The following is a 15,082-nucleotide window of genomic DNA, read 5'->3' as shown; positions in this document are numbered from 1 at the left end:
ATGGTCTGCGTGGATATTTGGTACGGAATCGATGACATCCCCGCGGAAATGGGCCCAACGTCAGTAACCATCGGCGTCTTTGACGGCCTGCACCGGGGCCATCAGCAGCTCATCTCCGCCTGCGTGGAGCATGCACGCGCTCATGGTGAGCGCCCTGTCATGGTGACCTTTGACCCGCACCCGGTGTCGGTATTCCTCCCAGAGCGTGCGCCCTTGGCGGTGCTGAGCTTTGAACGCCGACTGGAATTGGCCGAAGAGATGGGCATTGCAGCCGTACTCGTTATTGACTTCACCCGAGACCTTGCTGGGGTGGAGCCACGGCCCTACGTAGAGGATTTATTGGTAGGAAAGCTCGCAGCACAGCACATCGTGGTAGGCGAGAACTTCACCTTTGGCGCCGGCGCCACCGGAACCGCCCAGTCTATGCAGGACTTTGGTGCCGAGTTCGGCTTTAGTGTCGAAATCGTCCCACTGCTGGATGATGAGGGCGTGCGCATTTGCTCCACCCACATCCGTGAGTGCCTTGCGCAGGGGGACATCGAATCCGCAAACTGGGCTCTCGGTCGCCATTTCACCGTGACCGGCCCCGTAGTGCGCGGCGCAGGACGTGGTGGCAAGGAGCTGGGATTCCCCACTGCCAATCAGTATTTCCCGGATACGGTGGCCATCCCGGCCGATGGTGTGTACGCGGGCTGGTTCATCGTGCACTCTGATTCCTCTATCGAAGGGGATATGCGCCCTGGCGTGGCCTATGCGGCCGCTATTTCCGTAGGCACTAACCCCACCTTCGGCGATGAGGAGCGCTCTATCGAGTCCTTTGTGCTCGACCGCGACGCTGACCTGTACGGCTACGAGGCCACGGTGCACTTTGTGGGCCACCTCCGCGATATGGTGAAGTTCAATTCCGTAGACGAGCTGCTAGAAGCGATGGCCAATGACGTAGCCAAGGCCCGCCAGGTGCTCGCTGCCGATGCTAAGGCGCAGGGCTGGACCGCGAAAGACTACTTCCTGCGGGAGAAATAAATGAAGGCGATTCTCGATCTTGATACCGGCATTGATGATGCCCTAGCGCTGGCGTACGCCATCGCCCATCCGGACCTGGACCTAATCGGCGTGACCTGCACGTACGGCAACGTGACCGTGCCCTTAGCCGTGCGCAATACACTGGCCCTTCTAGAGCTACTGGGCCAAGACGATATTCCAGTCTTTGCGGGGCCTAGCCCGGATGGTTTTCGGCCAAGCGAGATTTCTTCTTTTATCCACGGTCACAACGGCGTGGGGGAGGTCCTTCTTACGCCGGCAACCACCCAGGTGCAGTCCCAACCTGCGGCCGATTTCCTTATCGAGGCTGTGCACGAGCACGGCGATGATTTAGTAATCATTCCGACCGGCCCGTCCACCACGATTGCTGCCGCCATGCAGCAGGACCCTTCCTTTGCCACGGCCGCACACCTGGTGATGATGGGTGGGGCTCTCACCGTTCCTGGTAACGTCACGCCGTGGTCTGAGGCCAATATCTCCCAGGATCCGGAAGCTACCGATTACCTCTTCCGTCACACTAGCGATACCACCATGGTTGGTTTGGATGTTACCTTGCGCACACTTTTGACCACGGCGGAGTCCGCGCGTTGGCGCGCTACCGGTACCCGCGCCGGCCGCATCTTTGCGGATATGGTGGACTATTATATCCGCGCTTACGCCACCACCTCGCCCCACTTGGGCGGGTGCGGCCTGCACGATCCATTGGCCGTTGCGGTGGCGGCAGATGCCTCGCTTGTCGACGTCCTTTCGCTAAACCTCAAGACTGACACCGCCGGTCCTACCCGTGGACGGACAATCGCGGATGAAACGCGATTGGATGCGCCGCCCACCGCCCGAGTGGCTGTGGGTGTGGATAGTGAGCGCTTTGTGCGAGAGTTTGTCGAACGCCTTGAGACACTCTTCAGCCAGCTCTAAAAGCACAGCCTAGAAGCCATGTGGTTTTGATTTTTTCTGCCTGGGCGCTGTAAGGTGTTTGTTTGGCTTAGCGACTGCGGTTCACAGCAGTTGCGGCACGCACAAGTACTGCGCCCAGCGCAGGCTTAAGCGTCACGATAATGTGGACTGAAATAAAGGAGAAATACTCATGGCATTGACCACTGAGAAGAAGGCCGAAATCCTCAAGGAGTACGGCCTGCACGAAACCGATACCGGTTCCCCTGAGGCACAGGTTGCCCTGCTGACCTCCCGCATCAATACTTTGACCGAGCACCTGAAGTTCCACAAGCACGATCACCACTCCCGTCGTGGTCTGCTGCTGATGGTTGGTCGCCGTCGTGGCCTGCTGAAGTACTTGGCTGAGAACAATGTCGATCGCTACCGTGATCTGATCTCTCGCCTGGGTCTGCGCCGTTAATTTCGGCCCAGCTTCGGCCACCTCGCCCCGCCCTTTGGCGGGGCTTTTGTGGTTTTTCTGTTAGAATTTGACACCGTTGTCATAGACAAAATCGACCAGGCGGCATCGACGATCGCCTAAACCACTCAAGGAGACATTTTTTAATGAGCGTTCAGAACTCCGTCGAGTTCAATATTGACGAGGACTTTGGCATTACCGAGGCCATTGCCACGCTAGACAATGGTGACTTTGGCACCCGCACCCTGCGCTTTGAAACCGGCCAGCTGGCCCGGCAGGCAGACGGCTCCGTGACCACCTACTTGGACGATGACACCATGTTGTTGGCCACGACCACCGCGTCCAACCAGCCACGCGAGGGATTTGATTTCTTCCCGCTGACTGTGGACGTAGAAGAGCGCATGTACGCGGCCGGCAAGATTCCAGGCTCCTTTTTCCGCCGCGAGGGCCGTCCTTCTTCTGAAGCCATCCTGGCATGCCGCCTTATCGACCGCCCGCTGCGCCCAACCTTTGTCAAGGGCCTGCGCAACGAGGTCCAGGTCGTTGTCACCGTGATGTCCCAGGATCCGGAAGAGTACTACGACGTCGTTGCTATCAACGGCGCTTCCGCCGCCACCCAGCTGTCCGGCCTGCCCGTTTCCGGCGCTGTCGGCGGCGTCCGTATGGCACTGATCGCTGATGATAAGCACCCCGAGGGCCAGTGGGTGGCCTTCCCGAACCACGAGCAGCACGAGCGCGCTCTCTTTGAGATGGTCGTTGCCGGCCGCATTGTCAAAAAGGGCCGCAAGGACGACGTAGCCATCATGATGGTCGAGGCCGGTGCTGGCACCAACGTTGCTGAGCGCATTGCCGACGGCGCTCCTGCACCGCAGGAAGCAACCGTTGCTGAAGGCTTGGAAGCAGCAAAGCCATTCATTAAGACCTTGTGCGAAGCCCAGAACGGTCTCGCGGAGCGTGCCGCCAAGGAGACCCAGGAGTTCCCACTCTTCCCGGCATACGGCGATGATGTCTTCGCGGCAGTGGAGAAGGCTGCTACCAAGAAGCTAGAGAAGCTGCTGACCATTCCGGGCAAGCAGGAACGTGACGACGCCACCAATGAATACATGGAGCAGGTCGAAGAAAAGCTCTTGGACCAGTTCGAGGACTTGGAAGAGGCCGATGCGTCTAAGCAGATTCGCGGCGCTTATAACGCTTTGATGAAGCAGATCGTACGCCAGAAGATCCTCTCCGAGGGCTTCCGTATCGATGGCCGCGGCGTTACCGATATCCGTGACCTTTCCGTTGAGGTGGACCTGGTTCCGCGTGCTCACGGTTCCTCCCTGTTCGAGCGCGGTGAGACCCAGATTCTGGGTGTTACCACCCTGGACATGCTCAAGATGGAGCAGCAGATTGATTCCCTGACCCCGGTGGAATCCAAGCGCTACATGCACCACTACAACTTCCCGCCATTCTCCACTGGCGAGACTGGCCGCGTGGGCTCCCCGAAGCGCCGCGAGATCGGCCACGGTGCATTGGCCGAGCGCGCTCTGCTTCCGGTCATCCCATCCCGCGATGACTTCCCGTACGCCATCCGCCAGGTCTCTGAGGCCTTGGGCTCCAATGGCTCGACCTCTATGGGCTCTGTGTGTGCCTCCACCTTGTCCCTCTACAATGCCGGTGTTCCGCTGAAGGCTCCGGTAGCTGGCATCGCTATGGGCCTGGTCTCTGGCGAGGTAAATGGCAAGGAAAAGTTCGTCGCCCTGACGGATATCCTCGGTGCCGAGGATGCCTTTGGCGATATGGACTTTAAGGTCGCCGGTACCTCTGAGTACATCACCGCCCTGCAACTGGACACCAAGTTGGATGGCATCCCGTCTAAGGTCCTGGCCCAGGCCCTGGAGCAGGCTCGCGATGCCCGCTCTACCATCCTGGAAACCATGGCTGAGGTCATCGATACCCCGGATGAGATGTCCGGCCTTGCTCCGAAGATTACCTCCGTCAATATCCCGGTTAATAAGATCGGCGAGCTTATCGGACCAAAGGGCAAGACCATCAACCAGATCACCGAGGAAACCGGCGCCGATGTCTCCATCGAGGATGACGGAACCGTCTACGTTTCCGCTGCTACCGGTGAGGCTGCGGATGCTGCCATCGATAAGGTGAACTCCATTGCAAACCCCCAGCTGCCGAAGGTTGGAGAGCGCTTCCTGGGCACCGTGGTAAAGACCGTGCCGTTCGGCGCATTCGTTTCCTTGACCCCGGGTCGCGATGGCTTGATCCACATTTCTAACCTTGGTGGCGACGAGCGCATCGAGAAGGTAGAAGACGTCATCAACGTTGGCGATAAGGTTCAGGTAGAAATCGCGGATATCGATAACCGCGGCAAGATTTCCCTGGTTCCGGTGGAGGACTAATTCCTAAACCCAAAGAAGGCTCTGCCTTCCAGCTCACTCGCTGGAAGGCAGAGCCTTTCTTCGTAGATGTGCACCAATTAGAGGCGACGCTAAACGTTAGTTCTGGAAGTCGATGACCACGCGCGAGGGGTCCTTCAGATACGTCACGGAGTAGGCAGTCTTCTTCTCTAGACCAATAATAAGCTGTGTTTGTGCCTCAAAGGTGGTGGTGTAGTTGACTGCGCTGACCACCCCGGCACCAGGGGTCGTGCCTGGCTGCATGTACTTTTCTTTTAGCTCTGGGGTAGAAGGCCACGGCGTTCCCTCAATGCCTAGGTTGAGGAAGGCATTTCCTTGGACCTCAACCGGCTTTCCGGATGCCTGTTGGGCAGGGCTATCAGTATAGGAAGTAAACCACCCCGGTTCACCTTCGCCCTCCATGTCAATGACGACGCGGGTGAACCCATCGTGCGCCCCCACCCGCACACCCGTGGGGACGAGATTTCCGAGACTCTTTGGCATATGCTGTTGGTCCTCGAGAGAGGCCGTGCCTATACCGGCGAACGCCATTGAGGCAGAGTCTTGGGGGAGTTTTTGCTTTTCTGCATCCGCCGTTGAGGTACTGCGCGGTGCAGAAGTGGCGGCAGGGGTAGGGGAGCTGTTCTGAACTTCAGCAGTGTCGGTAGTTGACTGAACCTCACTGAAAGCCGGCGCGTCTGCCTGCGTAGTGTCCTCATCGGAACAAGCGGAAAGCGCTAACGCGCATCCTGCACTGATGGCCACGGCGATAGTGCGAGAGAAAATTGAGGGAGACATATTCATCACTTCCTTGGTGCTTACCGTGTTGTTACACCCATTCTACTGGGGCAGATGGGACAAGAATTAGGAAGTGATGCAATTGTTAATCCGTATGATGAAGGGAGGGTGCGACTACCTCTTCAGTTCCACGAGCTGAATAAGGTTGCCCACGGTGTCCTCAAAAACAGCGATGATGGACGGCCCGACATCGGTGGGCTCCATGGTGAACTTCGCGCCCTTGTCACTGAGCTCCTTATATTCGGTTTCCACATCGGCGGACAGGAACTGCGTGACCGGAATACCGTCGGCCTTGAGTGCTGCGGCGTAGTCTTTGGCGGCGGGATGGCCCTTCGGTTCCAGAAGCAGCTCGGTATTTCCCTCACCTTCAGCATTGGTAACAGTAAGCCACCGAAAAGCTCCGTGAGTTACGTCATCCTTGACTCGGAAGCTAAGGGTATTGACGTAAAAGTCGTGAGCGCGGGCAACGCCGTCTACGGGGACGGAAGCGATATATATATCTGCATGCTCGCCATCCTAGTGAGACTCAGGGCATCGTCGAAGAGCGCAAGTCCATTCCAAGGCAGGCGAAGAATTGTGCAACCTCCATGCGCGTTAGGATGGGGAGAAAAGTACTACCGATGTGGCTGAAGAAGGAGAACACACCATGGCTATCAAGGTTGGCGTACTGGGCGCGCATGGACGCGTAGGCCAGGCAATCGTTGAAGGTGTCAACGCGGAAGATGACCTCGATCTGGTAGCGGAAATTGACCGCGGTGATGATTTGCAGCAGCTTATCGACGCCCACGCTGAGGTCATTGTGGACTTTACCCAGCCAGATTCCGTAATGGGAAACCTTGAATTCTGCATCGCAAACGGGATTCACTGTGTGGTGGGAACCACCGGTTTTGATAAGGAGCGCTTGGCTCAGGTAGAGGAGTGGACCAAGCAGGACGGTGCTGGAAATGTCCTCATTGCGCCGAACTTTGCCATTTCCGCAGTGCTCACGATGGTGCTAGCTAAGCAGGCTGCTAAGTTCTTTGAGACTGCAGAGGTTATCGAATTCCACCACCCAACCAAGTTGGATGCACCGTCCGGTACTGCGATCCATACTGCCGAAGGAATTGCCGCCGCCCGCAAGGAGGCTGGTCTGGGTGACATGCCGGATGCTACCGAAAAGCAGCTCGATGGTGCCCGCGGCGCCACCGTCGACGGCATCCCGGTTCACGCGGTTCGCACCCGTGGCATGGTGGCACACGAAGAGGTTGTCTTTGGTGCTCAAGGTCAGTCGCTGACCATCCGCCAGGATTCTTATGACCGCGCGTCCTTTACACCAGGCGTACTGGTGGGCGTGCGCCAAATTGCAGACCACCCGGGCCTAGTCGTAGGCCTTGATAAGTACCTGGGGCTTTAAACCATGGCTAAAGCAAGTGAGCTAGACATTCAGCTCATTGCCGCAACGCAGTTCCACGCCCCGCAGGGCGTGGAGTGGCACGTGGATGACTCGGCCTCTGATGGCGAGGCGCTTGTCGAGTTTGCAGGACGGGCTTGCTACGAGTCCTTTGATAAGCCAAATCCTCGCACGGCAACTAATGAAGCCTACCTGCACCACATCATGGAGGTAGGCCATACTGCGTTGCTCGAGCATGCCACGGCCACCATGTACATCACAGGGCTGTCGCGGTCGGCGAGCCATGAGCTCGTGCGCCACCGGCACTTTTCCTTCTCTCAGCTCTCCCAGCGCTTTGTGCACCCGGAGGAGACGGAGGTGGTCCTGCCTAAATTGGTGGCTGAGGACGAGCAACTTAGCCGATTAGTAACGCAAGCGGTAGATGAGACTCGCTTTGTCTACGATGAACTGCTTAGCGCACTAGAAGAGAAGCTGGATGAACCTAACGCGCTCCTGCGCAAGAAGCAGGCTCGTCAGGCGGCGCGTGCCGTGCTGCCAAACGCCACAGAAACGCGCATCGTTGTTACTGGCAACTATCGCGCGTGGCGGCACTTTATTGGTGCACGGGCCGCCGAACAGGCCGATGAGGAACTCCGCCACGTTGCGGTGGAGTGCCTGAAACTGCTGCAAAGCAAGGCGCCAGTGCTCTTTGATGATTTCAATATCACCACTCTGGCTGATGGAACCCAGATGGCAGCGAGCCCCTACGCCTAACACGCGCGGGACCCCGATGCGGCTAATTGCAAGCCAAAAGGGTAATCTTGACGGCTATGAGCACAGGTATGACAGCAAAGACTGGCGTCGACACCTTTGGACGCATCGGCGTCGCCATGGTCACCCCATTTGACCGTGACGGTGCGCTGGACGTTGCAGCAGGTCGTCGCCTAGCAGCTCATCTCGTTGACAATGGCGTTGATTCGCTCATCCTAGGTGGAACCACGGGTGAATCGCCGACCACTTCGGTCGAAGAGAAGCTGGAGCTGCTCAAAGCCGTAAAGGAAGAAGTAGGAGACCGCGCAAAGCTTTGCGCCGGTGCCGGAACGAATGACACCGCAACCTCTATTAAGTTGGCTCAGGCCACCGCGGAAGCGGGGGCAGATAGCCTGCTGGTGGTAACTCCGTACTACTCCAAGCCTTCTCAGAAGGGCGTTTACGAGCACTTTGCCGCAGTCGCGCAAGCCACGGATCTGCCGATCTGTGTCTATGACATCCCTGGCCGCTCGGGCATCCCAGTGGCGCCGGATACCCTCCGCCGCCTTGCGGATTTGCCGACCATCCAAGCCGTAAAGGACGCTAAGGGCGACCTTCCTGCGGCCGCAGAACTCATCCAAGAAACCGGTTTGGCCTGGTATTCCGGTGATGATCCGATTAACCTGCCGTGGCTTTCCCTCGGCGCTTCTGGTTTCATCTCCGTCATCGGCCATGTTGCACCGCGTGCCTTGGTAGAACTTTATGAAGCTTTCGACGCGGGCGATATGGCCCGCGCCCGAGAAATCAATGTCACTACGCTTCTTCCGCTAACCCATGCACAAGCTCGGTTGGGCGGAGCGACGTTTGCAAAGGAAGCCCTGCGCCTGCAGGGCATCGAAGTTGGCGATACCCGTCTTCCTGTCACCGCTGCGAGTGAGGAGGAACGCGAGGTGCTTCGCCGTGATCTGGAACAATCTGGAGTCCTCTAAGAATGAATGAACCCCGTAACCGTTCCCGCAAGGTGACCCGCAAGGCGGGTCCACCGGCGGAAAACGAAACCGCCTCCAACGAGGCGGCTTCGCCAGTTTTCCAAGCCCCAGCAACTGACGCAGGCAATTCCGCGCAGGATAATTCCGCTAAGGGCGACAAAGATAATTCTGGCAAGAAGAATTCCTCTGACAACAACACTGATGGCGGCAGCAACAACCGTCGCTCCCGTTCCCGTGGCAGCCGCGGCCGTGGCCGTGGTGGCAACGGCAATGGCAATAACCACGGTGGAAACAATAACCACGGCGGCAAGAACGGCAACGGCAACGGAAAGAACGGTAAGGGCCGCGGCCGCAATAACCGTGGCCGCCGCAACGTGCCGAAGTCTATGCAGGGTGCGGATCTGACCAAGCGCCTGCCGGAGCCACCGAAGCAGCCGAAGGATGCCCTGCGCATTTACGCTCTGGGCGGTATCTCGGAGATCGGCCGTAATATGACCGTCTTCGAGTACGGCGACGACCTCATCATCATTGACTGCGGTGTGCTCTTCCCATCCTCTGGTGAGCCAGGCGTGGACCTCATCCTGCCTGACTTCGGCCCCATTGAGAAGAAGATCCACAAGGTCAAGGCCCTCGTCGTTACCCACGCGCACGAGGATCACATTGGTGCAATCCCGTGGCTGCTCAAGCTGCGTCCGGATATCCCCATCGTTGCTTCCCGCTTCACCATCGCGCTCATTGCTGCAAAGTGTAAGGAGCACCGCCAGAAGCCGAAGTTCGTCGAGGTTAATGAAAAGTCTGACGTAACCTACGGTCCGTTCCGCGTGCGCTTCTGGGCAGTCAACCACTCCGTGCCGGATGCTTTGGGCATCATGCTGGGAACCCCAGCCGGCAACATCATCCACACCGGTGACATCAAGCTGGACCAGACCCCGCTGGATAACCGTCCAACGGATCTCCCAGCCCTGTCCCGCTATGGTGACGAGGGTGTTGATCTCATGCTGTGTGATTCCACCAACGCCACGGTCCCTGGTGTATCGGCGTCTGAGGGCGATATTCCCGCCAACTTCAAGCGGCTTGTCGCCGGCGCTAAGCAGCGCGTAATCTTGGCGTCCTTCGCCTCCAATGTTTACCGTGTCCAGGCCGCTATCGACGCCGCTGTGGCTAACGGGCGCAAGGTAGCTTTTAACGGCCGATCGATGATGCGCAACATGGAAATTGCGGAGAAGATGGGCTTCTTGAAGGTTCCACGCGGCACTATTATCCCCATCGATGAGGCAGCCAAGATGGCTCCGCATAAGACCATGCTGATTACCACCGGTACTCAGGGTGAGCCCATGGCAGCTCTGTCGCGTATGGCTCGCCGTGAGCACCGCCAGATTACCGTCCGCGATGGCGATACCATCATCTTCTCTTCCTCGCTCATCCCGGGCAACGAGGAGGCCGTCTACGGCGTCATCAACATGCTGTCCCAGATCGGTGCCAACGTTATTACCAACCAGGATGTAAAGGTGCATGCTTCCGGTCACGGTTACGCTGGCGAGCTACTCTTCCTGTACAACGCAGCGCGCCCGCGCAACGCGATGCCGGTGCACGGCGAGTGGCGCCACCTGCGCGCCAATAAGGAACTGGCTATTTCCACCGGTGTGGACCGCGACCGTACCGTGCTGGCACAAAACGGCGTCGTCGTGGACCTGCACAAGGGCCGCGCTGAGGTCGTAGGCCAGATGCAGGTAGGCAACCTATACGTCGACGGCGTATCCATGGGCGATGTGGATGCCGATACCTTGGCTGATCGCACCAACCTGGGTGCCGGCGGCGTGGTTTCTATCACCTGCGTGATTGATAACCGCACCTCGCGCCTGCTGGAGCACCCAACGGTATCTACCACAGGCTTCTCCGATGATGACCGCGGCATCGTGCCGGAGGTTGCGGAGATGGTGGAAAACACCATGAACGATCTCGCCGCAGAGGGTGAGAACGATACCTACCGCATGGTGCAGAAGCTTCGTCGCAAGGTATCCAAGCTTATGGATTCCAAGTACAAGCGCGAGCCGGTTATTCTCCCGACCATCGTGCCGACTAATTCCGGTCCTTTGGTTACCGATGAAGAAGATGTTGACGCTTCTCGGGAGTCCCTGTAAATAGAACGGGTTCCTCGCGCTAAGTAAAAGCAAGCCCCAGCATGCCAGTTAGCTCGGTATGCTGGGGCTTATGTCGTTTTCTTCTGCTGAGCGCGCCAAGATGGTAGCGCTATTTCATAAGCTTGGCCCCGATGCCCCCACCTTGTGTGAGGGCTGGACAACCCGCGACTTAGCGGTACATCTGTGGGTGCGGGAAAATCGCCCCGATGCGGCCGCCGGTATCTTCGTTAAAGCACTGTCTGGCCGTCTTGAAAAGGAATCACGCAAGGTGGCCGAGCGCGACTTTGCTGAGTTGGTTGATGACTGGGGGAGGGGGCCTGCTTCCTATAACCCCGTCCGGTTTGTGGATGCACAGCAAAACTTTGTGGAGCACTTTGTTCACCACGAAGACATTCGCCGGGCTAACGGCATGGGCCCACGCGACTTTTCGGCACGCATCAAGCAACAGATGCATAGCTACCTAAAGCCCTTGGCTAAGCTGGCTCTGCGCAAATCTGAACGTCCGGTTATTCTGCAGCCGGAAGGTTTACCGCGAATCGTGGCCGCCGATTCGCATGGCGTGGCGGATAAGGGTGATGCCGTCGTCCGTGTTTCAGGCGAGGTAGGCGAGCTCATCCTCTGGTCCTTCGGGCGTGATGCTGCTGAAGTTAAGGTCGAAGGGGATACCGAGAAGATTGTAAAGTCAAATATCTAAACTTGATTTAAGTGTTTATCCTTAACTGCAGGCTGTGACTGAGGTGTATGCCGATAGATTGAGGTCTAGGAGTTAAAGAAACGCGTGTGGCTAATGTTATTTATGGGGTGGCCCGGTTAAAGTAGAGGCATGTCTGTCAAAAATGCCTCTTCGCGCGGATCGCGCCGAAAGTCGAATCGTTCACGGCCGTCGGGCCGCAGCCGGTCCGGTGCTGGCATGCCGGAAAACCTGGCTATGACGTCTTCGCATCGGCGCGCGGCGGCGACCTCGCAAGAGCGTACGGGCAGTGCGTTCCGGGCCGTCGGCAAGGGCTTGGGTGTTGCCTTTGGCGCCACGGCCCGCGGCATGGGAAATATGGCGCGGGGCGTAAGCCACGGCGTGGCCGGGCTCAAGCCTAGCGAAGACATATATGACACCGAGGAGTACGAGACGACGAGGGAGCCGGAAGAAATTTCTGCACGCGGGGAGAAAAAGAAGAAGAACAAGGTTACTCGGGCGCGCGATGTAACTGCGGAAGAAGAGCTTTCTACCGAGGAAGTAAGCGAGGAAGAATCGCGCGGTATTCAGGTGAAAAATCCTGATGCGGTGGCACTCGTTTTGATCGGCATTGCCATCGTGCTTGCGGCTACCGTCTGGTTTGGCGTTGCCGGCCAGGTAGGTACCTGGGTGGGCAATATCGTCCGCTATGTCATTGGTGCAGGTGCCTGGGTGCTGCCGGTTGCTCTAGTGGCCTTGGCCATTGCCTTGATGATGGACATCTCTGGTCCAGCGGGACACTTTAAGCCGCGCATTGTGGGCGGTATTAGCATTATCGTTCTTGCCATGCTCAGCTTGATCCATATCTTTGCTGGTACCCCTGAGCTCGGCTTTACCCCGGACAGCGCCGGTGGTGCCGGCGGCGTAATCGGCTACGCCATCGGCGGCCTTCTGGAGACGGCCTTCACCTCTTTCGTCGCTGTGCCGTTGCTTTTCCTCGTCATTATCTACGGCGCCCTATTGGTCACCGGCATTACTATCCGCGAGGCCTATGAGTTGGTGGCTGATGCCATTGCTGCGGCCTTCTCCCGCTTTGGCGGCGCGGACGAAGATTATTACGACGAAGAGGGCGATGACCTCTACGGCCACGTGACTGGCGATATTGATGACATCGCGGAGGGACGCGAGCGCAGCGAGCGCCCAGCACGACCTGTGGCCAAGCGTCGTTCCTCTGAGCGTGGTGGAAGCCTGCGCGCTTTCCGACGCCCCACTGAAGACCCCGCCCCGCGTGGTTCTTCTTATCCGATGGAATCCCCTGCTGCAGCAGAGGAGGAACATGCCACCCGCGCCTTTAGCGCACCAACCCGAGGCGGGTTCCAGTCCGTGTCTAACGCGGCTGAGAAGCCGGTCTCTCGTGACATCGGCGATACCGATGAGATCCCGGTGGTAGACGACGCCGCTGCGTCGTCGCCGCAACAACCGGCTTCCGGGGACCCGGAACCGACCCGAGTGTTGGGCACTATTCGTCAACGTCCCACTTCTCCTTCCACTCGCTCGGCTACGTCAGCGGGTGCTGATGCTGGCACCGCCGCCGGTACCGCCATTGGCTCGGCCGCTGGTGCGGCTGCGGGCGCCGCGGGTGCTGCGGGAGCTGCCAGTGGCGCAGCAAAGACTGCTGCTACGGGTGCTGCCGGTGCCGCTGGCGCTGCAGCAGGCGGTGCAGCTGCAGGCGCTGCTGGATCTGTGGTGGAAGGAGGCGCTGATGCAGTATCGTCCGCGCACGAGAAGGCCCGCCAACTCTTCCGCGAGCGCTCCGGACGTGACGCTACGACCGGTGCACAGGTGGACTCCACCGAGCCTGCAGCCGAGGCCGCAGGGGAAACGGGTACTTCTGCAGCTCCTGCGCCGTCCGCGCAGTTTGGCAATGAGAATTACGCGGTTCCCACCACGGACCTGCTGACCCCGGGTACTCCAGCAAAGGAGCGCACGGAGATTAATGACCGCATCATTGAGGCCATCACCGATGTCTTCGAAGAGTTCAAGGTCGATGCCCAAGTAACCGGCTTTAGCCGTGGCCCAACAGTTACCCGTTATGAAATCGAGCTAGGACCAGGCGTCAAGGTATCGAAGATTACGAACCTGCAGTCCAATTTGGCCTACGCCGTGGCCACGGATAATCTACGTTTGCTCACGCCCATCCCCGGCAAGTCGGCCGTCGGCATTGAGGTCCCGAACCCGGACCGCGAGATGGTGCACCTGCGCGAGGTGCTTGATGCGCCGAGCATGACCAGCTCACCGGATCCCATGCTCATCGGTTTGGGCAAGGACATCGAAGGCGAATACACCTCGTTCTCGGTACAAAAGATGCCGCACTTGCTGGTCGCCGGTGCTACCGGTTCCGGTAAGTCCGCTTTCGTCAACTCCATGTTGGTCTCGCTGCTAACCCGAGCTACCCCTGAGCAGGTTCGCCTCATCCTGGTGGACCCGAAGATGGTGGAACTTACCCCGTACGAGGGCATTCCGCACCTAATCACGCCCATCATTACCCAGCCGAAGAAGGCCGCAGCAGCCCTGCAGTGGCTGGTGGAGGAGATGGAGCAGCGCTACATGGATATGAAGGCTGCTCGCGTGCGCAAGATTGAGGACTATAACCGCAAGGTGGTCTCCGGCGAATACCAGGCACCGGCAGGCTCCGAGCGTGAGGTACGCCCGTACCCATACATCGTCTGTGTCGTTGACGAGTTGGCGGACCTGATGATGACTGCGCCAAAGGAGATTGAGGACTCCATCGTCCGCATCACCCAGAAGGCGCGTGCCGCCGGAATTCACTTGGTGCTGGCAACCCAGCGCCCGTCCGTTGACGTGGTGACCGGTCTGATTAAGACCAATGTGCCTTCACGCTTGGCCTTCGCGACGTCCTCACTGACGGACTCTCGCGTTATCTTGGACCAGGGTGGCGCGGAAAAGCTCATTGGTATGGGCGATGGCCTCTTCATTCCGCAGGGCAAGCGTCCTGTGCGTATGCAGGGCGCATTCGTCTCGGACGATGAAGTCATGGCGGTTGTCGATGCCGCCAAGTCGCAAGCCGCGCCGAACTACACCGAGGGCGTGACTGAAGAGAAGCAATCCGAGGCCAAGCAGGAAATCGATGAGGAAATTGGCAAGGACATGGACGACCTCCTCGAAGCCGTCGAGCTGGTGGTCACCGCCCAGTTGGGCTCGACCTCGATGCTCCAGCGCAAGCTCCGTATCGGCTTTGCCAAGGCCGGTCGTCTCATGGACCTGATGGAATCTCGTGGCGTCGTCGGACCGTCCGAGGGCTCCAAGGCCCGCGAGGTCTTAGTGAAGCCGGAAGAGCTGGATACGATCATTTGGATGATCAAGGGCGCTGATCCTGCCGAGGCGCCGAAGGAAATTCAGGAGGAGATGCAGCAGCAAGAGCAGGATGATGCCGCCGCTACTTCCGATGCCGACTCTTCTCCAAGCTCCGATTCCTCCCCGCAGGGCGACGCCGAGGACACCCGTACCGTCCAGGCAACGTATAACCCTTCGACAGGTGCCTTCTAAGATCGTGTAGAGTTGG

General features: G+C 58.6%; 12 protein-coding genes. 10 read left to right on the top strand and 2 right to left on the bottom strand.

Annotated features, from left to right (window positions below):
• From QP971_RS06925 to QP971_RS06910, 4 genes are all read left to right on the top strand, one after another.
• On the top strand, positions 1-1,023 hold the full coding sequence (locus tag QP971_RS06925; protein ID WP_269953068.1) for a bifunctional riboflavin kinase/FAD synthetase: 1,023 nt from the start codon (positions 1-3) through the stop codon (positions 1,021-1,023).
• Positions 1,024-1,956: a nucleoside hydrolase gene (locus tag QP971_RS06920; protein WP_284811175.1), complete on the top strand. Its 933-nt coding sequence runs from the start codon at positions 1,024-1,026 to the stop codon at positions 1,954-1,956.
• A 169-nt stretch (positions 1,957-2,125) separates the two neighbouring features.
• A complete protein-coding gene (gene rpsO, locus QP971_RS06915; protein ID WP_005278802.1) occupies positions 2,126-2,395 on the top strand; it encodes a 30S ribosomal protein S15 in 270 nt (89 codons plus the stop codon).
• 143 nt (positions 2,396-2,538) lie between these two features.
• Positions 2,539-4,785: a polyribonucleotide nucleotidyltransferase gene (locus QP971_RS06910; RefSeq protein WP_284811174.1), complete on the top strand. Its 2,247-nt coding sequence runs from the start codon at positions 2,539-2,541 to the stop codon at positions 4,783-4,785.
• A gap of 96 nt (positions 4,786-4,881) precedes the next feature.
• Here QP971_RS06910 and QP971_RS11380 read toward each other — a convergent pair whose 3' ends face one another.
• Positions 4,882-5,580 carry an AMIN-like domain-containing (lipo)protein gene (locus QP971_RS11380; protein WP_420361651.1) on the bottom strand — a complete coding sequence of 233 codons (699 nt, stop codon included), beginning with the start codon at positions 5,578-5,580 and terminating at the stop codon, positions 4,882-4,884.
• A 114-nt stretch (positions 5,581-5,694) separates the two neighbouring features.
• Positions 5,695-6,078 (bottom strand): VOC family protein, encoded by a 384-nt coding sequence (locus tag QP971_RS06900; RefSeq protein ID WP_284811193.1) that lies wholly within the window; start codon positions 6,076-6,078, stop codon positions 5,695-5,697.
• Positions 6,079-6,226: 148 nt separating this feature from the next.
• On the opposite strand from QP971_RS06900, the gene dapB reads away from it, so the two are divergent.
• The 6 genes from dapB (at position 6,227) to QP971_RS06870 (ending at position 15,066) form a co-directional block, all read left to right on the top strand.
• Positions 6,227-6,973 carry a 4-hydroxy-tetrahydrodipicolinate reductase gene (gene dapB / locus QP971_RS06895; protein ID WP_049377438.1) on the top strand — a complete coding sequence of 249 codons (747 nt, stop codon included), beginning with the start codon at positions 6,227-6,229 and terminating at the stop codon, positions 6,971-6,973.
• A gap of 3 nt (positions 6,974-6,976) precedes the next feature.
• The gene (gene thyX / locus QP971_RS06890; protein WP_284791085.1) at positions 6,977-7,723 is read left to right on the top strand and encodes an FAD-dependent thymidylate synthase; all 747 of its coding nucleotides are present in this window, start codon (positions 6,977-6,979) and stop codon (positions 7,721-7,723) included.
• 56 nt (positions 7,724-7,779) lie between these two features.
• The gene (gene dapA, locus QP971_RS06885) at positions 7,780-8,688 is read left to right on the top strand and encodes a 4-hydroxy-tetrahydrodipicolinate synthase (protein WP_225746820.1); all 909 of its coding nucleotides are present in this window, start codon (positions 7,780-7,782) and stop codon (positions 8,686-8,688) included.
• A gap of 2 nt (positions 8,689-8,690) precedes the next feature.
• A complete protein-coding gene (locus QP971_RS06880; RefSeq protein WP_239273061.1) occupies positions 8,691-10,829 on the top strand; it encodes a ribonuclease J in 2,139 nt (712 codons plus the stop codon).
• Between the two features lie 58 nt (positions 10,830-10,887).
• Positions 10,888-11,523 (top strand): TIGR03085 family metal-binding protein, encoded by a 636-nt coding sequence (locus tag QP971_RS06875; RefSeq protein WP_225746822.1) that lies wholly within the window; start codon positions 10,888-10,890, stop codon positions 11,521-11,523.
• A 216-nt stretch (positions 11,524-11,739) separates the two neighbouring features.
• Complete coding sequence (locus QP971_RS06870; protein WP_431831078.1) at positions 11,740-15,066, top strand: FtsK/SpoIIIE family DNA translocase; 3,327 nt, start codon at positions 11,740-11,742, stop codon at positions 15,064-15,066.
• The last annotated feature ends 16 nt before the right edge of the window (positions 15,067-15,082 follow it).

The organism is Corynebacterium marquesiae, assembly GCF_030229635.1.
In the GTDB taxonomy this organism is placed as follows: domain Bacteria; phylum Actinomycetota; class Actinomycetes; order Mycobacteriales; family Mycobacteriaceae; genus Corynebacterium; species Corynebacterium marquesiae.
Note: the sequence above shows the minus strand (reverse complement) of the source record. Positions and strands in the feature narration are given on the sequence as shown.